The sequence below is a fragment of the Cellulophaga sp. L1A9 genome, assembly GCF_009797025.1.
Taxonomy (GTDB): Bacteria; Bacteroidota; Bacteroidia; order Flavobacteriales; family Flavobacteriaceae; genus Cellulophaga.
In genome coordinates this window covers 289093-312448 of record NZ_CP047027.1, presented here as the reverse complement: position 1 = coordinate 312448, position 23356 = coordinate 289093, and the positions used below count along the sequence as shown (strand labels likewise).

Genomic DNA, 23356 nt, shown 5'->3' with positions numbered 1-23356 from the left:
TAAAAAAGCATTAAAATGAACAAATTATTTTTTCTTACACTCTGTTTTATTACAAGTTTTTCTTTGAATGCACAGCAAAAAGAAAAGCCTAATATACTTTTCATCTTTGCAGATGACCAAATGTATAATACCATTGGAGCTTTAGAAGATTGCGAAGTGAAAACGCCTAATCTGGATCGTCTTATGGATAACGGTGTTTCTTTTACCAGAACCTATAACCAAGGGTCTTTCTGCCCTGCGGTATGTGTGGCGAGTAGAACAATGATTATTACTGGAGCTAATCTTTGGAATGCAGCTTCTTTTTCTAAAAGAGGTAATATAGGAAAGAATGTTAGTGAGAATACCCCTAGTGCTGCATCTACGTATGAGATACCATTTAAAAAACCTGAAAAGTATTGGCCTCAATATTTAAAGGCAGCTGGTTATGATACCTACATGTCTGGCAAATGGCATATAAAAGAAATAGAAGCTAAAGAGGCTTTTGATTATACTAAAAATGTTAGAGGTGGTATGCCAAGACAAACCAATACAAGGTATACGCGTAGTTTTGAAAAAAATAAGCCGGATACTTGGTCTCCCTATGATAAAAAACTAGGTGGATTTTGGCAGGGAGGTAAACACTGGAGTGAAGTGTTAGCAGATAATGGTATTTCTTTTTTAGAACAATCAAAATCAAGGGACAATCCGTTTTTCATGTATTTAGCATTTAATGCACCACACGACCCAAGGCAAGCTCCTAAAGAATTTGTTGATATGTACCCGGTAGATGAAATCAAAGTGCCTGATAATTTCATTCCCGAATATCCATATAATGAATATGCTGGTTCGGGGCGTGGATTGCGGGACGAAAAACTAGCGCCTTTCCCTAGAACAAAATATTCCGTACAAGTAAACAGACAAGAATACTACGCCTTAATAAGCCATATGGATGCCCAAATAGGCCGTATTTTAGATGCGTTAGAAGGCTCAGGAAAAGCAGATAATACTTATATATTTTTCACAGCAGACCATGGGCTTTCTGTAGGTGATCATGGTTTTATGGGTAAACAAAATATGTATGAAAGTAGCATGCGTGTACCGCTAATTATATCTGGACCAAATCTTCCAAAAGGAAAAACGATAGAATCCTTTGTTTACTTGCAAGATATTATGCCAACGACTCTAGAGTTGGCAGGACTTAAAAAACCGGAGCAAGTAGATTTTAATAGCTTATTGCCTTTGGCAACAGGGAAGGTTAATACCAGTAATTATCCGACTGTTTATGGTGCTTATTTTGGTGCCCAAAGAATGTATAGAACGGAAGATTATAAAATGATTATCTACCCAACAGCCAATACAGTTAGGTTGTATGATATGAAAAATGACCCATCTGAAAAATATGATTTAGCAGCGGATAATGGTAAATACAAAAAAGTTTTGAAAAAACTCTACAGAGAATATAGGGTTTTGCAAAAACAAATGAATGATCCAGTAGATATTAAAAAGCCTTTTAAAAACTTCATGAAAGGAGTAGCACCGCTAACAAGTTTAAATAGCACGGAAAAATCATAATCAGTAAAACCATACGTATGAAAAAATCCTATTTACCTATCCTATTACCACTTTATTAATGGTAATAGGTGTTACGGCTCAAAAAAAGATAGTAAATCAAAACGAAACAAAACTATTCAGAGGAGATCCTCTTGAGAAGTCAGCCTTTCTAAAAAAAGACCTTCCATGGTTTGCGCGCTTTCAAGTTGGAGAGCCTCCTGTAGTTGGTTTCCCTGGAGAGACATCCGAAGAAAAAAAAGAACGTATGCGCAAATGGGCAGATGCTAAATATGGCTTGTTTCTGCATTGGGGGCCACAGAGAAAAGGAGGAGAATATATTATACCTGATACAGTTCTTGAAAATTTTAACCCGACTAATTTCAATGCCGAAAAATGGGTGTTAACAGCAAAGCGTTTAGGCTTTAAATACATAGTAATAACGGCTAAGCATCATGCAGGATTTTCAATGTATGATTCTAAACTGACGGACTATGATATTATAGAAAAAACACCTTTTAAACGAGACCCAATAAAAGAATTGGCGGATGCTTGTGCCGAACAAGAGATGCCTTTTGGAGTGTATTATTCCGTTTGGGATATGTATCAGCCTACTTATTCTAAAGATATAGGGAGTGCTGAATATGCCAAGTATCATGAATTTATGCTAGGGCAAGTTGAAGAGTTATTGACGAATTATGGCCCTATGATCAGTGTTTGGTTTGATGGAGAATGGGTGAATAGTTGGACTGTGGAACGGGCGACTGAGTTTCGGGATAAAATACGTGAGATACAACCCAATACTGTAATAGCGAACCGTATAGGCCAACGTAGAAAAGGAGAAGGAGCTCACCATTCCCCAGAGAATTTTATGCCATATATAGGAAACCAAAACGATTATTGGGAGTCTTGCGCAAAATTCGATGGCGGTTGGTTCTATAGCGGTACAGAAAAATCAAAATCTCCTGAATGGGCACTTTATAGCCTCTGTTATGCAGCTTCTCGTGGAGGTAATTTTTTGATGAATCTAGGCCCTACTCCTAAAGGAGAATTTCTTGAAACAAGTGTAAAGAAGCTAGAAAAAGTGGGAGATTGGCTTCAAACGAACGGAGAATCAATTTATGAAGCCCAAAAAGGACCACATTACTTTTTAGAATGGGGAACTTCTACCAGAAAAGGAAATACACTCTACTATCAAATTTTTGATTGGCCTGAAAATGGGAAGCTAATGATACCAGGCTTAGTAACAGAAGTAGAATCTGCATGTTTTTTGGCTGATACAATGAATACATATTTAAGAGTAACTCGTAAAAACGGAAATGTATATATAACAATACCTAAATCGCCACCCTATAAAATGGCGAATGTTATTAAAGTAGAATTAGAAGGCACGCCTAAAGTAGACCATGCAATACGAGTTTTTCATAAAGAATTACTAGCAAAAGATGCTATGAGAGCTGTACCGGCTGGAGGTTATTTTTTTTCTGTAGGATTTGCAAACATACAAGGTGAAACATTGCACTTTGCTTATGGTACTGGAGCAGGAGCACAACGTGAAAATTTGAAAGGTTGGACAGAAGAGAATGATTTGGCAGAGTGGGATTTGTTAGTAGAGAAAGATGGATCCTACAATGTTGAGATTACTTATGGCAGTTTAGTAGATGGCGGTGTTTTTGAATTAACCATTGCTGATAAAACGTTTCAACATACGGTTAAAGCAATTCCATTACATCCAAAAGCTAAAGAATCACCATTAATAGTGAAGTACAATACCCTTGTATTGGGCGATGTGACTTTGAAACCAGGAAGGTATAAAATGACCATAAAACCATTGAAGATAGATAATGAAGCGAAAAGATTGCATCAAGGTTTAATGACTTTAAGAGATGTCACCTTGGTTCCAAGATGATATTTATTATCGAATAATAAGCGTGTTTACTTTTAAGTGAAAATGATTAAGATCAATAAAAAAAATCTACTTTTAATACTAGTACTCCTTTTACCTGCGGGTGTTCGTTTAACAGCGCAGAAAAAAAGAGAAAGTATAAATGAAAGAAAAATTAAGATTCTCAACTTTTATGGTGCTAATGGATATGTGCATGACTCAAAAGAAGCTGGGATAGATCTTATTGAAGCTTTAGGCCTAAATAATGGATGGGAAGTTATTACAACCGATGATACATCTATATTTAATGTAAAAGAAATAGTCTCATTTGATGTGGTGTTATTTAATAATAACTGTGGAAATAAAGGGCAAATACTATCTAAAGGTAATCAGCTAGCACTACAACAATTTATTCGCAATGGTGGTGGATTTGTAGGTATACATTGTGCAGGTGCTATTTGGAATGAGGGAGGTGCATACCAACAATGGTTTGAAAAATTAATTGGGACTAAACAGATAGATCACCCTAAAGTACAATCCGCTAAATTAATTGTAGAAGATGCAGTACATCAAAGTACTAAACATCTAGATAAGGAATGGACAGTGACAGATGAATGGCATCGGTTCTCATTCAACCCACGTAAGGATGTACATGTATTATTATCTGTTGATGAAGATTCGTATGAGGGTACTCAAAAAATGGGTGGAGACCATCCGTTTACTTGGTGTCAGCAATACGATGGCGGGCGCTCTTTTTTTACATCACTGGGGCATACTCAAGAAATATATGCAGATTCAAATTTCCGAAATTTGATAGCAGGCGGAATTGAGTGGGCGGCCGATAATTCAAAAAAAGAGGACGTTTTACCTATAGATAATGGTCTTATATTGGATTTAGACGCAGATTATAATGTTCTAATTGAAGATGACGATAGAATAAGCACATGGAATAATAATGTTGAAAATGAGGTTAAAAAATTCGTGCAACAAGATGAAGGACGGGAAACTAAAGGTTCTGGAAGGCCTAGTTTAAAACAAAATATTCCAAATCTTAATGGTCATAATTCAGTAGTGTTTCATCGGCAAGAATTGGTAAATCACAACGAAGATGCTTTTGACCATTTAACCACAGGAAGTGGTTACACTTGGTTTTCAATAATGTCAGTTTATAAACAAGTAAAAGGGAAACCTGGGGTGAATTCATTTTTTGGAAACCTTCGTAATACGAACCTTGATAAACAAGGTCAGTATGAAGGTTTTTGGGGAGGGTTGAATATAGAAAATCAAGTTTGGATGTCTTCTAGAAATGGTTTGCAAAAAGGAACTTGGAATGATGATAGCCCCCAAATTCTAATAGAAGAACCACTGCAAAAATCTGTTTATTATTTAATTATGGGTAGGCTAGATTCAGGTAAAGAGACCGTAACCATGGAAATGTTTATTAACCATACAACACCTGTGGGGACAAAGGAATTTCCTGTTAACCCTAATTCAAATCCGTCAAAAATGGTTATTGGTCAAGAAAGAGATGCTACAAATCATCCAGGAGTAGAATCTTTTGATGGTGAAATCGCGCGATTCTTAATTTTTGAAAGACCGCTTTCTGATGCTGAATTAAAGACGGTTGTAGATTATTTAATGCTTAAATACAATATAAATAAATAGCAATAGTATTAATTATGAAACAAAGTAAAATTATAAATAAGAGAATGGGTTTTGTTTTTTCAAAATCTAAAATGATTATTAAATCTGCCTTCTCATTTATTTTAGTACTTTCTTTTTTTAGTTGTAATAAGACGACTGAATTTGTATCAAAATCACCTCTAAAAATATGGTTTAAACAACCAACAGTCGATTGGGATGGAGGTCTACCAATTGGTAATGGCAATTTAGGAGCCATGATTTACGGCACTCTAGAGAAAGAAATAATTTACCTAAACGAGGAAACTATTTGGACAGGTGGAAAAGATTCTTATCACGATAAAAAAGATGCTGGTATGTACATCGATACTATTTAAAAACTGCTTTTTGAGGGTAAGTATATGGATGCAGAAAAATTGGTTGATAGTAAAGTTTTAAATACGCGATTGCCTTGGGGTTAAAATGCATACCAAATGTTGGGTAACTTATTTGTAGAAACTCCCAAATTAGATTCGGTACTTCATTATAAACGAGCGCTAGACATTAATAAATCGATAGCGACAACAACTTTTGAAAGCAACGGTATTGGCTTTAAAAGAGAATATTTTTCTAGTTTTCCTGATAAGGCCATAATTTTAATCCTAAGCCATTTTCAGGCTTTCATAATTTCGGAAAATTTCATCTTAAAGATAGTATTCCAGAAACCGCGAATGTGCGGTACATAACGCCGTTAAATTTGAGAGACCACAGTTGTTAATGAATGCTAATAATGAACCAGAATACCTTTATTGCCCTAGCGGTGTAGCTATCGATGGTAGTGATGGCACGAACTCTTATGTATTAAAATATCATATAGAAAATAAAAATGATTAAGTAGTAGATATAGGTGAGTTTTTGAAACCTCAGATTTGGAACAAATTTATTTTTCTTAAGATTTGAGTTATTTTCTTGGATTTTTATAACGGCAAATTATATCTTTGGTTTATCAGAAAGTAAAGCATTTTACTTTAAGGTCATTTATATAATCGTCAACAATTCGGTTAACAGTTTAATTTTAGTAATTTTAATTAATTGATAATCAAATAATTATAGGGTAGGGGTGTAACCCTGTCATCCCGACTGAATACCAAAATGAATCGTGTAAGCGGTTCATTTTTTGGTTCCAAGGGCATCAAGAACAACGTTCGTGTAAGCACTTGGAACCAAAAAATGAGAAGGCATTAGCCTTCATTTTGTCATTTGCACTGAGGGTTTATTAGGATTCTACAAATCCAGATTTTGTTTGTGTAAGCACTTGGAACCAAAAAATGAGAAGGCATTAGCCTTCATTTTGTCATTTGCACTGAGGGTTTATTAGGATTCTACAAATCCAGATTTTGTTTGGGTAAGCACTTGGAACCAAAAAATGAAAAGGCATTAGCCTTCATTTTGTTATTTGCACTGAGGGTTTATTAGGATTCTACAAATCCAGATTTTGTTTGTGTAAGCACTTGGAACCAAAAAATGAGAAGGCATTAGCCTTCATTTTGTTATTTGCACTGAGGGTTTATTAGGATTCTACAAATCCAGATTTTGTTTGGGTAAGCACTTGGAACCAAAAAATAGGAAGGTTAGAAGTTAACGCTTATAGAAAGTTAAAATTGTATCTAAAATTCTTCTTATCACAAGCGCTTAGTTCTCTTGAATTTCATGAAAATTACGGTATATATAATGCTGCTAAATCAAAAGGTGTCTTCTGAAAAATTTTCAGAGAAGGACGGTACGCGCGTAACATACTAATCAGCTTTGATTGTTATTTTAAAACCAGATGAGTACGGAATTTTGAGGCTTTAAAATAGTTTGTGGAGTACTATAACTTACAGGATTTCTTTTGGAATTAATTTTCTAGTCCAAGTTTTTAAACGCTTATACTTATTTACCTCGGAGTCTGGATTATAGTCCAAGGTGGTTTCCCATGAATTTTCAGGTTTAAATTCTTCTTCCATTCCGCTTAAAACACCTTTAGAAATTTTTTCAGAAGAAACAATAACCACACATTCGGTATTTAAATTTGCGCTTCTAGGGTCTAGATTAAAGGTACCAATAACCGTTGTTTTATGATCTACTACCATTGATTTGGCATGCAGTCCAAAAATGGGAGTATAGTCTAGCGTTTCTTGTAATTCTCCTGTCATTATTTTTTTGCGTTCTGCAGCATCAGGCCTAAATTCAAAGATTCTTACTCCTGTTTGTAATAATTTTTTTCTATCCGTTTGATAACTACTGAAGGCTTCTACATTGTCTGTTGAAGCCAAACTATTGGTTAAAATTCTAATTTTGACACCGCGGTCTATGGCCTCTTTAAATAAATTTTGCGCTAATTTTGTTGTTATTAAATATGGGGTTTGAATGTCTATAGATGATTTCGCATTTTTAACTAAGTTAATCAAGGCACTAGTGGAAATTCCACCACCTCCCAAACCACTTTCGCCGTCATTTTTTCCGGGAGCATCAGAAATAAACTGTACCTCATCTAACCAAACTAAATCTCCTGATTCATTTATTTTTTTAAATGTTGTAGGTAAGGCAGCAATACGCTTTCTAACTTGTGGCCAAAAATTATAGGGATTACAGGCATATTCATGAAGTTTGTCAAATCTTTTTTCTGAGGTTATATTTTCAGGTAGGTCTTCAACAACTTTAGAGACTTCTTTTGTTAATGTGCTATTCCAAAATTGGTCAAATGAAGTATTTACAGTTTTAGCTATTTTTCCTAATAATAGAATATCTCTATCTCTAAAATTATACTCATGGTCATAATCAAAGTACTCATCCGCAATATTTCTACCTCCAGTAATGACTACTTTACCATCTACGATAAACGTTTTGTTATGCATACGTTGATTAGCAGTTCTGAAATCTGTTGTAAATTTTTGTATTTTTCTAAAAAGGTTTTTTCCTAAATTAACTCCAGGATTATAAATTTTGACTTCAATATTTTTGTGAGAGGCAAACGTTAAGATATCTTGAATGTCTGCATTTACCATAATGTCATCTACTATGATTCTTACTTTAACCCCACGATCTGCTGCTCTAATCAAATAATCACAAGCAATAAGACCTACATTATCTGTAGAAAAGATAAAATATTGAATGTCTATTGTCTTTTCAGCATATTCACTAAGCCATGCTCTAGCTACCATAGAACCACTACCGTCTTCTAAAACATATACCCCAGTTTTGGTATCCATCAATTCTTTTACTTCGGCTAACTCATTGGTTAATGTAATGCTGTCATTTTTATGAATGGTAGCACAGAAATCTGTTGGTGGCGCTATTTTTGGTTCTTCATTACAAGAAGCTAGTACTAGCAAAAAAAGAGTAAAAGAATATTTATAATTGAGAATCAATTGAAGTGGGTTTATTATTGGTTTCTGTTAATAAACGTATATGTAAGTTTCTTTATTTTGCACACGTAGCAAAAGTGTCTTATCAATCTATGATAAGACACTTTTGATTTATATTTATTTAATCAAATTCTGGTGTGCTAAAGATTGTAAACAGGTCGCTATAGTAAATGTACGAAAGCATTAAATCATAAACACCTGAAGCGTAGCATTAATAAAATTTTTCAAAAATTCAGATATTAATATATTACGTTTTCAATAGACTAAATTTCATAGCATCTGGGAGTTAGAATACGTCTTCACCTTTCTTTATCTCAACATTTTGCTTGGGTACGCCAATAATTTAATTCTTAAAACCATACTTTCTTTTTTGAAAGTCAATTAAAATAATTTAAAAATTTTTAGGATCAGTACTTGTTTCTGTTATTATATTTTTAGTTTCCGATTGGGTTTTTACATTATTCTTTATCCATTGTAAGCAATCTGTAAAATTATCGAAGATATTTTTTTCCGGAATTAAATGCGGTATAATATTAACTCTTTCCATCATATAACGCGGTTGTTTTAAAACATTGACAAAAAGAATAATGATATTTTCTTTTTTAAGGTCTATTAATACATCTTCTAGCGTATAGAGTCCTGATTGATCCATATACTGCATACGTCCCATTCGTATGATTACTGTAGAAGCGTTTTTTGGTATTTGATTGGCCAAATTCAGGAATTCACTTGTAGAACCAAAGAATAAGGGACCTTTAAGGTGTTTGATGAAAACTTCTTCTTTTAGATTTTTTGGAAATTCGGCTTCATCTGCCCAGCCTTTCTCTTTTTCGAGGGACTTAACGTCTGAACGTTCTGCGGTAAGATCCCCCATTTTTTTCATAAACATCAGGGAGGCGATTATTAACCCTACACCTACGGCATATACGAGATTCCATACTGACGATAATACTAAGACAACGAGCATAATGATTACTTCTGAACTAAATTTGAAAGGTCCTATTTTTGCATCTTTTGGCATAAAAGGAATGGCCTTTAGGCCTTTATAGTCCATGACGCCAATGCCAACGGTAACCAATATTCCGGCGAGTACTGCGGCAGGAATTTGAGAGGCTATAGGGCCTAAGACCAAGAGGATGATCAAAAGCAGAACGCCAGCAACCATACCTGATAATTTTGTTTTACCTCCTGCATTTATATTAACAACCGTTCGTATGGTGGCACCAGCTCCTGGAAGACCTCCGAAAAATGCGGCTATACTGTTACCTACACCTTGTCCAATTAATTCTTTATTTGGTCGGTGCTTTGTTTTGGTCATGTTATCGGCGACCACAGAGGTCAATAGAGAATCAATTGCTCCTAAAAGTGCTAAGGTTAACGCAGTAAATACATAGGGGGTAATTGAATTTAGCTCAAATTGGGTGAACATTTTTAGATTAGGGACAGGAAACCCACCAGGAATCTGTTCAATAGGGCGGTAGTCTAGATTGAAACCATAAGCCACTCCTGATACGACTATTAATGCCACCAATGCACTTGGAATTGTTTTAGTGATTCTTTTAAAACCGAAGATGATTAAAATCGTAGATAACGCCAGTATTAATTCTAACCAATTAATATTTTGAAGGGCTCTTGGGAGCACTTTAATTGCCCCAAAAACTCCTGATGCATCGATATTTGCTAATGTTTTAGCTTCTTTAAGAATACTTTCTTCTGTAACTTCATTAGCCCTATTTACTGTTTCTTGAATATCCTCGAGAACTAATATGCCTTCTCCCGTTTCTTCACTTAAAATGTTGTTCAGAATTAACTCTTCCGCCATAGGCTTATAGTTTTCTATAAAAGCGGCATCCTCTTTGGGGTAGTATCCTACAGAAGGTAATAGCTGTGTAACCAATATAATGACCCCAATAGCGGTCATGAAACCAGAAACTACGGGGTAGGGAATGTATCGTATATATTTGCCAACGCCAATAAGGCCAAGGACAATCTGCAGACAACCAGCCAAAAGAAAAACTAATAATATCGCTGGTAATGCTTTTTCTAGGCTCCCGTCGTTAAGCACAATAATTCCTGAAATGACGACCATACTTACTGCGGTCATTGGTGCTGTAGGTCCTGAGATTTGCGTGTTTGTTCCGCCAAACAAGGCAGCGAAAAAACTTATAAATATTGCACCATAAAGACCAGCACTTGGCCCCATTCCGGAACTAACACCGAATGCCAAGGCTAGGGGAAGGGCGACAATACCAGCTGTAATACCACCAAAGAGATCACCTTTTAAGTTTGAAAAAATATGCTTCATTATATATTGGTTATTTGTTTTTAATCAAAAAAATGTATGATCAAATACCATGATTAAAACTGTTTTAGACGGTTTCATCTCAAGGATGGTATTTGATTTTTAGTTGTGAATTAAAGGCCTATTGTTTTCTGTAGTGCTGAGGGGCTATAGCACTAGAGCTATAGCCTTTAAATAGGACATGTATGTATGATCTCAATTTACACGGATCAAAACCAAGCTCTTCCCCAATCAAACGTTTTTTGGCCTTATTATGATCATTTTTTTGTACACTAGTTCTGGGAGGGTTTGCCAGGATAGGCATGCATTAATTTCATTGGATTAAATATTAAAGCCAGCATAGCAATTCCAATAATGACTAAAAAAGCCATTTCAAGTTTCGAAAGCAGGTTATTCATGCCTAATGATTTATTTGAAAGTTGCGTCAATAATTTGCTTTCCTCCAACTGGATGTTGGCCAAGCCATTTAGACTTAAGCTTATTTCATTAAGTTTTTTAATCGTTGCTATGTTGTGGTTTTCGGATAAGCCATTGTTAGTTTCTGAAAATTTATGTTCCAGTTCCTGCAAGCTTGAGAATTGTAGGTTTAGCTGATCGAGTAAGTGCGATTCTTTTGGAGTCAGTTTTGTAGTTCCAAAATCGGATAATAATTGCGTTACTTTTTTATTTTCAGATAAATTAGGTTTATCGTTCTCCTTTAGAAGAAGGTGTAGTTCCTTATCGTGAATAATATTGGTCAGTTGATAAATAAAATTTTGAACAACGACTCGGTCTTTATATACTGAATTCACAGAAGTTTGTATGTTCGAAAAATGTCTTTGGTCCAACCGATTGGAACCTAGAACTAATAAAAATGCCATGGCAAGTACCAAGCATATTAATATGCGTTGCGATATTTTAAGTTTTGTAAACATGATATTCTTTGTTTTTATTCTTATAGGAAACTATTTTTTTTGTAATGTGAAGCCACCAGATGGATTTTATGAACTAACGGACAAAAAATCTATCTAGCCCTTAGCTCACCAGAGGTCAGCGCTTTTTTAAAATCTGCGGATACGAGGGTGTGAGAACCAAAAAAACGACCACTGTCCTTGCGTTTTATTTTCACTTGAGTACTGCCGTCTTTTTTTTCTTTTATAGCAGTTATGACGACTAACTTTCCTTCTTGATGTTTGTAATTTGCGATTCCACCTCTTTTGATAATAAAATTTTCACGAGGAAAATCTATGTGCTTATAGGTGTTGGTTTTTGGTTTGCCTATTTCAAAAACATCACCTACTTGTACATCTGAAGTTGTTGCATAGGGACGATCTTGTGCTTGGAGTATACTTGTTGAAAATATTAGGACTAGGATATATTTTATCATCATTATATAGTTAAGATTAGAAAATTAGTATCGTGTGCTGTACTTTAATTAACTTGTAGCTTTTGCTACTCGTTTTTTCGTGAGATCCGGAACTGATAAAAAGGTTAATTTTTATAATTTCAGAAGTTCAGAACACAAAATGCAAACGGCATGCCTTTATTACGGAAAAGAGATGGTAATGTTGTAACTAATTGATTATCAGTTGTAAAATTTTTATTCTTGGAGCAAAGGATTATCTGTAGTGAGGAGAAATTACCCGGTTGAGGAGATTCTACCCTGTAGCTTCCTTCAGATGATCTCTTAGGCTTTTAAACACTATTTGATCTGGCTTGGCTACTCTTATTTTGTTCCTTTGGGTATGGAGCAAAAATAGTTATGTGCAGTTTTGTACCTCCCTAGAGAAAGGTAAGCTGTCTTTGAAGAAGTTAGTTTGCTATTTTAAAAATTGGATAGCTCTTTAGGGTTTGCAGTTCCATTGGATATTATTTCCCTCAAGTATTTTAAATATTATTCTTAGCTACTTTTAGTCTAGCGTCAAAAAGTCTTTAATCAGTGGGAAGAGCCTTATCAGAACATTCTTTTCTGTTTTATTTAAAAAAATGTCTGAGTTTAAACGCTGAGGTTCTTTAATATACCTTCCCGTTATCAAGTTGTTTTTTTAGTGCGTGTAATTGCATAAAAAAATAGAGGATTAACGGGAAAGTATCTGAAGTTAGTTTTCTATCATGAGCTTAGCGCACTGAAATAGTTTTGGACTTCAGAAATGTGTTTTTCTTTCGTTTCAGGATCCAACCAGCTTACTTCAAAAGCATTAATGGCTAACTGCATAAGATGGTGCTTATTTAGATTTAGAGCTTTAGCCGTTTCATAATAATTTTCATTCATATATCCTCCAAAATATGCAGGATCGTCTGAATGAATGGTAGCTAAAATTCCTTTGTCGAGCATTTTTAATACAGGATGGTCCTGCATTTTCTGAATAACTTTAAGTGCTATATTACTTAGCGGACATAAGGTTAGGCCTATTTTTTCTTGAATTAAGCGCTGTACCAAAACAGCATCATCTAAACAACGATTTCCATGATCTATTCTTTGAACATGTAATACGTCAAGAGCTTCCCAAATGTATTCAGCGGGGCCTTCTTCTCCTGCATGCGCGACTAATTTATAACCTTCATCTGCGGAAGCTTTAAATACTTTGGTAAATTTACTAGGAGGATTTCCTTTCTCAGAGGAGTCTAAACCTACCCCATCAATCCAATGTTTAAAAGGCAAAGAAGATTCTAGTGTTTTAAACGCTTCTTCTTCGCTCAAATGTCTTAAATAAGACATGATAAGTTTATAGGAAATGTTTAATTCATCTTTAGCTTTTTCAAGGGCCTTATAGATACCGTTAATAACAACCTCGAAAGGAATACCTCTATCCGTATGCGTTTGTGGATCAAAAAACACTTCAACATGCACTACATTCTGACTGTGAACTTTTTTAAGATAAGCCCAAGTTAAATCATAAAAATCTTGTTCATGGAGGAGTACTTGAGCACCTATGTAGTAAAGGTCTAAAAACTCTTGAAGATTGTTAAATTTATAGGCTTTTTTTAAGGAGGCTACAGAGTCATAATCTAGTGTTATATTATTTCTTTTGGCAATTTCGAACATAAGCTCGGGTTCAAAACTTCCTTCAATATGTAAATGAAGTTCTGCTTTGGGAATTCCTTGAATGATTTTTTTAAGTTCAGATGATTCCATAAAATAAATTATTTTTTATAAAGTTTTATAGTACTTGTGCTAGTGCAGTACCAAGTAAGTAATATCGTATTTGGTTGTAGAATTTGTAAGAGCGTTCTAAATTCTCATTAAATATAATAATAATTTTCGCTAGCTTCTAGTTCCGTTTGAATTCTAGTACTATAGTTTCTAAAATTGACCTTGTGTCACAAAGAACGATAAACGTTTTACTTTTCAATTTTATAAAGTAATAACTCCTTGCTGTCATTTGGAAGATTTGTTACACCAATCTTTTTTAAGCCTAATTTTTCTAAAAGTTTTAGAGAGGAGAAGTTCTCTTTCGATGTAATTGCTTTAAGTTCTTTAATCTCAAATACTTCAAAAGCAGCTTTTAGTATTTCATGTGTAGCTTCATACGCGTAACCTAAACCTTCATACCCAGGTAAGAGGCCAAAGCCTATATCTATTCCGTCAAGGCCTTCCCGGTTGTAAAGACCGCATGTGCCAATTTTGTCACCGTTCAGTTTTCTGCTAATCGTATAGCTAGAATAACCAAGTGAATCTAATTGAGGAAGCATTATGTCTTGAATATATTTTTCAGCATCTTCAATGGTACTAATACCTCTATCTCCTATATATTGTATGAATTTAGGCGTATTCATGAGTTGATAAATCAATTCAGCGTCCGGTTTTAAAGTTGGTTTTATCCATAAGCGTTCTGTTTGAAATTCCTTATACATGAATTTTGTATTTAGTTACTAGCAGCTCTAAATTAATAAAAATGTGGAAGGATATGCTTTTTTATTTTTGCTTAGAGATTTTTAAATTCGGTTTTTTATTTGGATAATCGTTCAAATTGCCTCTAATTATATTGAAGTTAGTTTTTTCTTACTTCTTACTATTTTTTTAGCATATTTTATATTCTTTTTAAAGTCTTTAAGGCTAGTGTTATTTGAAAGAAAGTAGCATTATAGTGGTGTATCGTGGCGTTTCTTTTTATATTTTTTAGTTGAGGGACTGTAGCTAAAGAACAAGGTACTAAAAAGGAAAAGCTATAAATGCCTCATCTTATTTTCTTTTAAAATCAGTTCTTTAGGCCATTAGATTTTTTTATGCGCTGTTTTTTTGTAGAGATATTCTATTGTAAAACAAAAAGCGATAATACCAAGTGCGATAAATACATCAATTTTACTAACGGTATAATGTTGAATTAGTAAGGCTATCATGGCACCAAAACAGGAGATAGTGCCCAAGAGTGGTATGCTTTTTTTGCCTTCTATTTCCTTAGATAATTTAAACCCTGTATAATTTACCACAGCAAATATTAATAAAAACCCAACACTACCTGCGGTTGATATACTTTCTAGCTTTAAAGTGTTTACAGCTATTAGGGTTGCTATTGCGGTAATAAATAAGCCAATAGGCTGATTCCATATTTTGTGAAGAAATTCATTAGGAAGCTCATCATCCTCTGCAAGTTCATAATTTACGCTACTTCCGCCATACAGAGAGGCGTTTATGGCAGAGAATGTCGAAATTAATGCAGCTATAGTAATGATGGTAAACCCTACTTTCCCTAGCATTGGTTTTGCGGCCTCTGCTAATACATAATCTTGGGCAGTAGCAATTTCACCAAACGCTAAGGAACCTACAGTTATTGTTGCTATTATGATGTAGAGTGCTACTACAAACAATACGGACCAATAATATGCTTTTGGAATATTTACCTCTGGGTTTTCAATATCTGGTGCAGCATTTGCTATTAATTCAAAACCTTCATAGGCCACGAAAATTACCATTCCAGCAGTAAGAAGGTGAAATGGAGATTCCCAATTTTCTGGTGCTAGCTGTGCTACATGCGGGTTTCCAAATAAGCCGTAAATACCAAAACCTGCAAACGATAATAGGATGATTAGCTTTATAATTACAGCGTAAGATTCTATTTTTCCAACAACAGAAATACTATAGTAGTTAATAGCTGTAGCAAGTACAACAATAAAAGAAGCATAGATATGAGCGTCTAAAGTCCTATCACTTGTTAATTGAAGTAAATTAGGTGCATAAGAACCAAAAGCAGAGGCGTATAATGCGAGCATAATAATGTAACTCACCCAAAGTAAATTGTTTATGCCTCCACTAAAAATTCCATTACCAAATCCTTCATTTATAAATTTAACGGTGCCGCCTCTGTTCGGGTATTTTAGCGATAATTTTACGTAGCTATAAGAGGTTACTAAGGCGATTAATCCTGCAATTAAAAAAGAAACTGGAGTACCGCCTTTAGCTAAAGAAACAGCCAGTCCAAGTACAGCAAAAATACCGCCTCCCACCATACCGCCTATTCCAATTGATATAGCTTCTTTTAAGCTTATTTTAGTTTTCATTCTTGGGTTTATTTGATGGTATCAATAATCTAGTAGTAAGTAGGGCATAGGGTTAAAATTATTTTATAGACTGTATATCTAAGCGCAAAAGTTTCTAGTGGTTATAGTTCCATTAAGATGAGTTACCTCCTTATAATTAAGAATGAAAAGTTATTTTTTTAATATTAAGCGCTTAAGAAGTGCTTGTTGAGGTTTAATACAATGGAGAGTTGATGGCGGCCTATGTTTCCTGAAAAAGGATTGTTACTTGTGGAGATGGTGTATCCGTAAAAAATATTTACATCGCCATATAAGCCTAAACCTATTTTTGGCGTGAAAACGAAATCTCGTTCCTTAAAGTCTGTTAGGTATTTTGCTTCTAAACCTAAATTTAACAAATAAGCATTGACCTCATACCCAATTTTTAACCCGTAAATATCTTTTTCTTTATTGGGAGTCCATTCTAAAGCACTATAGATATCATTAGAGAAAAATCCTGTATCGCCATAATTACACGTATGAAGCGCTAACCCCAATTCGGTATAAAATGATTTTTGAATTCCGGCTCCAACACGAATAGAAACTTGTTTTTCGGAATTAAACTGACGATTGTAGCTACTAATTTCGGTGGTATCTTTTTGAGTTTCTTGACCCAGTGCTGTAAAACCCAGAAAAAAGATAATTACAATTAAAGTCTTTTGTATCATTTTATAGGGGATGCGAAATTGCAAGTAAGAGGAACACTACTTTAGTGTAGTACGTACTTTTTTTAGTAAAAATACGACAACTTAGTACTTTGAAGTTAACTAATGCTATCGAAACATAAAATCTCACAGCAGCAGACTTTATAGGGAGGTTCCTTTACTCCATGGAGTCTTCCATGATTAACTTATCTACAATAGATTTTAGCTTTCCTTTTTTTATAGGCTTAATAATGTAGTCTGAGATTTCACTTATTCTTTTGGCTCTTTCAATATCTATTGGATCAACAGATGAAGAGACCATATAGATGGTTATTTTTTTTCCTAATTTCGGTTTAATTTTTACGTATTCTTCCATAAATTGATACCCATCCATTATTGGCATATTAATATCTAATAAGATAATATCAGGGAGTTCTTCATCATTATGAAGGTTTTTAATCATGTAATCTAAGGCCTCTTCCCCATCAGAAAAAGCAATGATATTTTTTGCTAGATCTAGGGAATTTATTGTTTTTTTTATGGTAAATTGATAAATGTCATCGTCATCAACAATACAAAAATTAAAATTTTTAATCATTTTTATTTATTAAAATTAATACTGAAAACAGAGCCTACATTAACGTCACTTTCTACAGTTATTTTCCCACCCATAGATTCAACCTGTACTTTAGTCATAAATAAACCAACCCCTTTGGCATCAGGGTGGCGATGAAATACTTTATTTAATCCAAATATTTTATGACCATGTCTTTTTAAGTTTATGCCAAGACCATTATCTTTAAACGTGAGTTTAAGGATACCCTCTTCTCGCTTAGCCTGTATAAAAATCTCTGGAGTTCTATCTTCAGATTTATATTTTATAGCATTGCTTACTAAATTAAGAAAAATACTTTCTAAATAAACGCTATTATACTCAATATTTGGATTTTCAGTAAAGTCGCTCGTAATTTTTGCGTTTGTTTTTAAAATTTGACCAGAAAGAATTTCTTGTGTTTTCTTTAGGATTTCACTAAACGCAAGAGTTTCAATTTTTTTAGAGCTCTCGTCTTTTACCTTTAAAGCCTCAATTAATGTGTTTAATGTTGTGGTAAGGTGGTTTATGACATTTTCAAATTTCTCAAATAATAAGGTTTTTTCATCTTCTGTTTCTGCATCCTTATAAAAATCCAACAAGGAATTTAAATTACTAACGGGAGCGCGTAAATTGTGAGAGGTTATTTGCGCAAAATCTGCTAGTTGTATATTTTTTGCGGTAAGTTTATGTGCCAAAACTTCTAAACCTCCTTTGGCTTCCAATATCTTTCTTTCTGCCTTTTTTTGAAAGGTGATATCTCTAATTGCGGCAGAAACAAGAAGACCTTCTTCTGTTTTAAGAGGACTTAAGCTTATTTGAATGGGTATTTCTGTTCCTTTTTTATTAATACCAAAGAGTTCTTTTCCTTCTCCCATTTTTCTGGTCTTGGGAATATTAAAAAAGAGCTCACGATGTGAGGCGTGCGTTTCTGTATATCTTTTAGGAAGTAATAATTCTACTGGTTCGTTAATCAATTCTTGAGACGGATACCCAAATAATTTTTCGGCTTGGTTATTTACCAACTGTATTTTTCCCTGTTCGTTTACTATAATCATCGCATCTGGAGCAGATTCAAGCAGTCCTTTAAATTTTATTTCTGCCATTCTTTGCTCGGTTACATCTTGGCAGGTTCCAATAATTTCTATGACATTGCCTGCATTATCTGTAATAACGTCCCCGAGGAGTTGAATTGTTTTTGTTTTGCCATCGGTTAATATAATACGATGTAATATTTCATTAAATTTTTTGTCCTTTATTGATTTTTCAAAGAAGGAATTAACGGTGTCCTTATCGTCTGGATGAACTAAATTAAAGTAGGTCTGAAAACTTAATTTTTCATTAAGATCAACACCAAAAATATTAAATAAGTTGGTAGACCAGATAACGTTATCATTAGTGGTGTCTAGTTGCCAATGGCCCATCTGGGTTATTTTTTCAGCATAATTTAAGATCTGATTTCTGCGTATAAGATCTATTTCTGTTTTTTTTTGTGCTGTAATATCTCGAAATATTCTTATACAGCCATTGCTTTGACCACTTTCATTTATTACAGGAGTAAGTGTAGATTGTGCAATAAATGTAGTGCCATCTTTTTTTACAATCGTCCACTCCCGAGAATCATAGCCATCATTCTGGGCTAATATTTTATAAGGATTAAAATCTAAATTTTTCAGCGTATAGCGTATGGCTATATCATTTTTGAAATTTTCAAATTCATCTTCTTTAAGAAAAGAAATGGTTTTTTTTAAACCAATCATTTCAGAAGAAGAATATCCGAGTAAAGTTTCGGCTCCTTCATTAAACTTGTATATAATATCATCATTATTTGTCGCTATTACAGCTATAATTTCAGCATTTAAATTAGGATTCATAACTTAGGTTTAGTTCAGTGTATTTACTTTGAGATGGGCAACTCGGATGAATTCCGTGATTATATGTTTAAATTTTAATGCTGTCTTGTCCAGCTAGGTATTAAAATGATATATTGATTTAGCGTAAAATTAACCGTGTATTCTGAATAGTTATTTTTATTCTTGTCTCTTTATTCCATGTTTTTATGCGCTCTGTAAAAGTATAGATGAAGCATAACTATTCAACCTTTTTAATTTTCTCATCGCACTTGGCAAAAATTTCTAGGTTTGTTTTTAAAATCATCAGTACTCTAAATATTGTAAAATTAAAGATTTTACAGCGCCATAAATATAGATAAAACTTACAAGGAAACACTTAATTTCATGTAGCCTTTGTCAGGAATAACAAATTTATACTCTTATTCTGTTCGTGTGCTGTATAAAATGTTTAGGTGTGGGTGGTGAAAAAGAAGAAATATAAATTAGGAAGAAGCTATGGAGCGGGTCATTTTAAAAGGCATCTTCACCCATGAATTGTAGGAAGGTATTTAGCGGAAATAACAGCGTTACAATCTGGAAGTTCTTCAGTACATACCTATAAAGGAAGATAAATTTAAAATAGTAGCGGTAGCGTTTTTTATAAAATGAATAAAGGCAACACCGTTAGATGCTGCCTTTGTTAAAACTTTTGACAAGTTTTATTTGTCAAGAACTAGTTCTCGTTTGGAAGTTTTTTTACTGCTTTCAAATTGATTGCTCGTATTTTTGCCCCCTCCAGCTTTTAAAGCCTTATCACCCGCAAAAAAGGTTTTATGGTCATCTCCAAGATCAGAACCTGCCATTCTTTGATGTTTTACACAAGACACTTCTTTACGAATTTCTTGTCTTTGCACTCCTTTTACATACGCCAACATACCTTCTTCTCCAAAATACCCTTTCGTAAGATCATCCATATGAAGGGCTGTAGTGTGGTAGGTAGGTAATGTAATTAAGTGATGAAAAATACCTGCTTCTCTTGCACCATCTAATTGAAATGATTTAATTTTTTCGTCTGCGCGAAGGCATAATTCTGAAGCATCATATGCTGCATCCATTAAATTATTTCTATCATATTCCGTCATATTTTCTCCTTCAGCAAGCATTTCTTCATATGCTTGAGTACGGAAACTCAAGGTCCAATTAAAAGAAGGGGAGTTGTTGTATACCAATTTTGCATTAGGCACAACTTTTCTTACACGGTTCACCATATGGGCAATTTGCTTTACATTAGGGGTAGGTGTTTCTATCCATAATAAATCTGCTCCGTTTTGTAAACTTGTAATACAATCCAATACCACACGATCTATGTTAGAACCTTCTTTAAATTTGTACAACCCATTAGCTAGCCGTACTGGGCGTACTAATTTACCATCCCTTTTAAGGAGTACGTCATCTTCTTTAGCATCACCAATTTTTATATCTTCTGCTTCCACAAAAGCTAAATATTGAGAGGCTAAATCTCCAGGTTCTTGACTTACGGGAAGTTTTTGTGTAAGGCTAGCTCCTTCAGAATCTGTTCTGGCAACAATAATTCCGTCTTCTACGCCTAGTTCTAAAAAAGCATATCGAACCGCATTTAGTTTCGCTATAAAATCTTCATGTGGTACGGTCACTTTCCCATCTTGATGGCCACATTGTTTGGCATCAGATACTTGATTTTCAATCTGAATGGCACAAGCTCCAGCTTGAATCATTTTTTTTGCCAACAAATACGTAGCTTCTTCATTTCCAAAACCAGCATCAATGTCTGCTATAATGGGGACAACATGAGTTTCAAAATTAGTGATCTGATTCTGTACGGGTTCTCCATTTTCAAGTCTTCTAAATAAATCATTTAATGCAATAGCATCTGCTTGACGTAAAAAATCATATATCTCTTCTATTAAGTTGGAAACAGCAGTTTTTTCGTGCATTGACTGATCTGGTAAAGGACCAAATTCTGAACGCAATGCGGCAACCATCCAACCCGACAGGTATAAATAGCGTTTGCTAGTAGTTTTGTGGTATTTTTTAACAGCAATCATTTTCTGTTGTGCCACAAACCCGTGCCAGCAACCTAATGACTGTGTGTATTGAGAAGAATCCGCATCATAAGCAGCCATATCTTCTCTCATAATAGCAGCGGTGTATTTAGCAATATCTAAACCAGTTTTAAACTGATTTTGAGCTGACATTCTAGCAGCGCTTTCCGGGTGTATTGCATTCCATGATGCACCATATTTTGCTTTAAGACTCCTAACAGTTTCTAATGCAGAACCATAATTTGTTTGTGCTAAATTTTTCATAATTTTGTAATACGTTATTTACTATTAATAATTAGATCCTGTTGATTGTTGACGCAATCACAGGATCGCTTTTTTTATATATATTGGTATGCGGGAAGCGTTAAGAATTCTTCAAATTCTTCAGACAAAACTAATTTGTCAAAAAGTTCAATGGCTAGTTTAAGCCGCGTATTTTTTATAGTCTCCGGTCCAAATTCAGCACTAATTTTTGCAACTTCATCATTTCTTAAATCAGCATATATTTCTGGATTAAATTGACGACCATCCTCTAGGGTGACTTTATTCTTTAACCATTGCCACACTTGTGTCCTAGATATTTCGGCAGTAGCAGCATCTTCCATTAAATTGTACAGAGCAACAGCACCATAACCTCGCAACCAAGCTTCGGTGTATAGTATACCCACATTGATGTTTTTTCGAATGCCAGCTTCCGTAACGGTACCTTTAGGGATTTCTACTAAATCTTGTTCCGTGATATGAATATCATCGCGAGTTACCTGTAATTGATTTGGAGTAGGCATATACTTATTAAATTCTGTCATTGCCACCGCTACTAATGCTGGGTGTGCTACCCAAGTGCCATCGTGACCGTTTTTTACTTCACGCTCTTTATCTTTCCTTACTTTCTCCAATGCAGCATTATTGGCAACTGGATCATTTTTTATAGGAATTTGTGCTGCCATACCACCAATCGCTAAGATGCCTCTTTTGTGGCAACGTTGTATCACCAACTTAGAGTAGGCATCCATAAAAGGAGAAGTCATGGTCACTTGATCTCGATTTGGAACTACAAAATTAGGATGGTTTCTAAATTTTTTGATATAAGAGAAGATGTAATCCCATCGGCCACAATTTAAGCCCACAATATGATCTTTAAGCTCATAGATTATTTCGTCTAACTGAAAACTAGCGGTAATGGTTTCTACTAAAACCGTTGCTTTGAAAGTGCCTTTAGGAACTTCTAAATAATTTTCAGCAAAGGTAAATACCTCATTCCACCACCGTGCTTCTAAATAGTGTTCTATTTTTGGCAAATAAAAATACGGCGCAGTATGTTGCGCTAATAGGGTTTTAGTGTTGTGAAATACGTATAATCCAAAATCTACCAAACTACCAGAAGCTTCTTCGTTGTTAATGGTAATATGTCGTTCGTTTAAATGTAAGCCTCTTGGTCTTACTATTAGAACGGCAGTTTCTTTGTTTAATTTATAAAACTTGTCTCTTTTCGGGTCGCTTAATGAAATTGTTTTTTTATTGGCATCTATAAGGTTTTTTTGCCCTTCAATAGTATTTTTCCAAGTAGGTGCATTGCTGTCCTCTAAGTCTGCCATAAATGTTTTGGCTCCAGAGTTTAATGCATTTATAATCATTTTTCTTTCAACAGGACCTGTGATTTCTACGCGTCTGTCTTGTAAATCATGAGGTATATTTCCTGCAGTCCAGTCGCTATCTCTAATGGCAGCTGTTTCTCTTGGAAACTCAGGAAACTTACCATCATCAAATACTTGTTGCTGATGGACGCGTCTTTTTAGCAATTCTAAACGTTCTACATTGAATTTTTCATGAAGTGCAGTTAAAAAATTAAGGGCCTCATCCGTTAAAATTTCAGGATAGTAATTGGTAACGTCCTTGGCAAAAGTAATCTTGGGTAATTTTAAGAGTTTGTGTTCCATGGTGTTATAATTTTATAGGACAATAGTATAACA

At 34.4% G+C, this 23356-nt stretch carries 15 protein-coding genes and 1 pseudogene; 4 read left to right on the top strand and 12 right to left on the bottom strand.

Annotation, left to right across the window (positions count from 1 at the left end; translation table 11 throughout):
• Positions 1-15 precede the first annotated feature (15 nt).
• From GQR94_RS01380 to GQR94_RS22580, 4 genes and pseudogenes are all read left to right on the top strand, one after another.
• Positions 16-1551 (top strand): sulfatase-like hydrolase/transferase, encoded by a 1536-nt coding sequence (locus GQR94_RS01380; protein WP_158973654.1) that lies wholly within the window; start codon positions 16-18, stop codon positions 1549-1551.
• A 58-nt stretch (positions 1552-1609) separates the two neighbouring features.
• Entirely contained in the window at positions 1610-3436 is a 1827-nt protein-coding gene (locus tag GQR94_RS01375) for an alpha-L-fucosidase (RefSeq protein WP_158973653.1), read from the top strand.
• A 42-nt stretch (positions 3437-3478) separates the two neighbouring features.
• Positions 3479-5077 carry a ThuA domain-containing protein gene (locus tag GQR94_RS01370; protein WP_158973652.1) on the top strand — a complete coding sequence of 533 codons (1599 nt, stop codon included), beginning with the start codon at positions 3479-3481 and terminating at the stop codon, positions 5075-5077.
• A 14-nt stretch (positions 5078-5091) separates the two neighbouring features.
• Positions 5092-5778 (top strand): annotated as a pseudogene (locus tag GQR94_RS22580) (glycoside hydrolase N-terminal domain-containing protein).
• A gap of 1131 nt (positions 5779-6909) precedes the next feature.
• Here the strand turns inward: GQR94_RS22580 and GQR94_RS01355 are convergent.
• The 12 genes from GQR94_RS01355 to aceB form a co-directional block, all read right to left on the bottom strand.
• Positions 6910-8406 carry a phospholipase D family protein gene (locus GQR94_RS01355; protein ID WP_233268601.1) on the bottom strand — a complete coding sequence of 499 codons (1497 nt, stop codon included), beginning with the start codon at positions 8404-8406 and terminating at the stop codon, positions 6910-6912.
• A gap of 424 nt (positions 8407-8830) precedes the next feature.
• Positions 8831-10744 carry a SulP family inorganic anion transporter gene (locus GQR94_RS01350; RefSeq protein WP_158973649.1) on the bottom strand — a complete coding sequence of 638 codons (1914 nt, stop codon included), beginning with the start codon at positions 10742-10744 and terminating at the stop codon, positions 8831-8833.
• A gap of 269 nt (positions 10745-11013) precedes the next feature.
• Positions 11014-11655, bottom strand: a complete 642-nt coding sequence (locus tag GQR94_RS01345; protein ID WP_158973648.1) for an MCP four helix bundle domain-containing protein — start codon at positions 11653-11655, stop codon at positions 11014-11016.
• A gap of 89 nt (positions 11656-11744) precedes the next feature.
• Positions 11745-12110: a hypothetical protein gene (locus GQR94_RS01340; protein ID WP_233268597.1), complete on the bottom strand. Its 366-nt coding sequence runs from the start codon at positions 12108-12110 to the stop codon at positions 11745-11747.
• Between the two features lie 720 nt (positions 12111-12830).
• On the bottom strand, positions 12831-13856 hold the full coding sequence (locus GQR94_RS01335) for an adenosine deaminase (RefSeq protein ID WP_158973647.1): 1026 nt from the start codon (positions 13854-13856) through the stop codon (positions 12831-12833).
• A 206-nt stretch (positions 13857-14062) separates the two neighbouring features.
• A complete protein-coding gene (locus GQR94_RS01330; protein ID WP_158973646.1) occupies positions 14063-14575 on the bottom strand; it encodes a GNAT family N-acetyltransferase in 513 nt (170 codons plus the stop codon).
• Between the two features lie 360 nt (positions 14576-14935).
• On the bottom strand, positions 14936-16219 hold the full coding sequence (locus GQR94_RS01325; protein ID WP_158973645.1) for an APC family permease: 1284 nt from the start codon (positions 16217-16219) through the stop codon (positions 14936-14938).
• A gap of 164 nt (positions 16220-16383) precedes the next feature.
• On the bottom strand, positions 16384-16905 hold the full coding sequence (locus GQR94_RS01320) for a hypothetical protein (protein ID WP_158973644.1): 522 nt from the start codon (positions 16903-16905) through the stop codon (positions 16384-16386).
• A 154-nt stretch (positions 16906-17059) separates the two neighbouring features.
• A complete protein-coding gene (locus GQR94_RS01315; RefSeq protein ID WP_158973643.1) occupies positions 17060-17479 on the bottom strand; it encodes a response regulator in 420 nt (139 codons plus the stop codon).
• Positions 17480-17481: 2 nt separating this feature from the next.
• Positions 17482-19347, bottom strand: a complete 1866-nt coding sequence (locus GQR94_RS01310) for a sensor histidine kinase (RefSeq protein WP_158973642.1) — start codon at positions 19345-19347, stop codon at positions 17482-17484.
• Positions 19348-20024: 677 nt separating this feature from the next.
• Positions 20025-21650, bottom strand: a complete 1626-nt coding sequence (locus GQR94_RS01305) for an isocitrate lyase (protein ID WP_158973641.1) — start codon at positions 21648-21650, stop codon at positions 20025-20027.
• Between the two features lie 74 nt (positions 21651-21724).
• Positions 21725-23323 carry a malate synthase A gene (aceB, locus tag GQR94_RS01300; RefSeq protein WP_158973640.1) on the bottom strand — a complete coding sequence of 533 codons (1599 nt, stop codon included), beginning with the start codon at positions 23321-23323 and terminating at the stop codon, positions 21725-21727.
• Positions 23324-23356 lie beyond the last annotated feature (33 nt).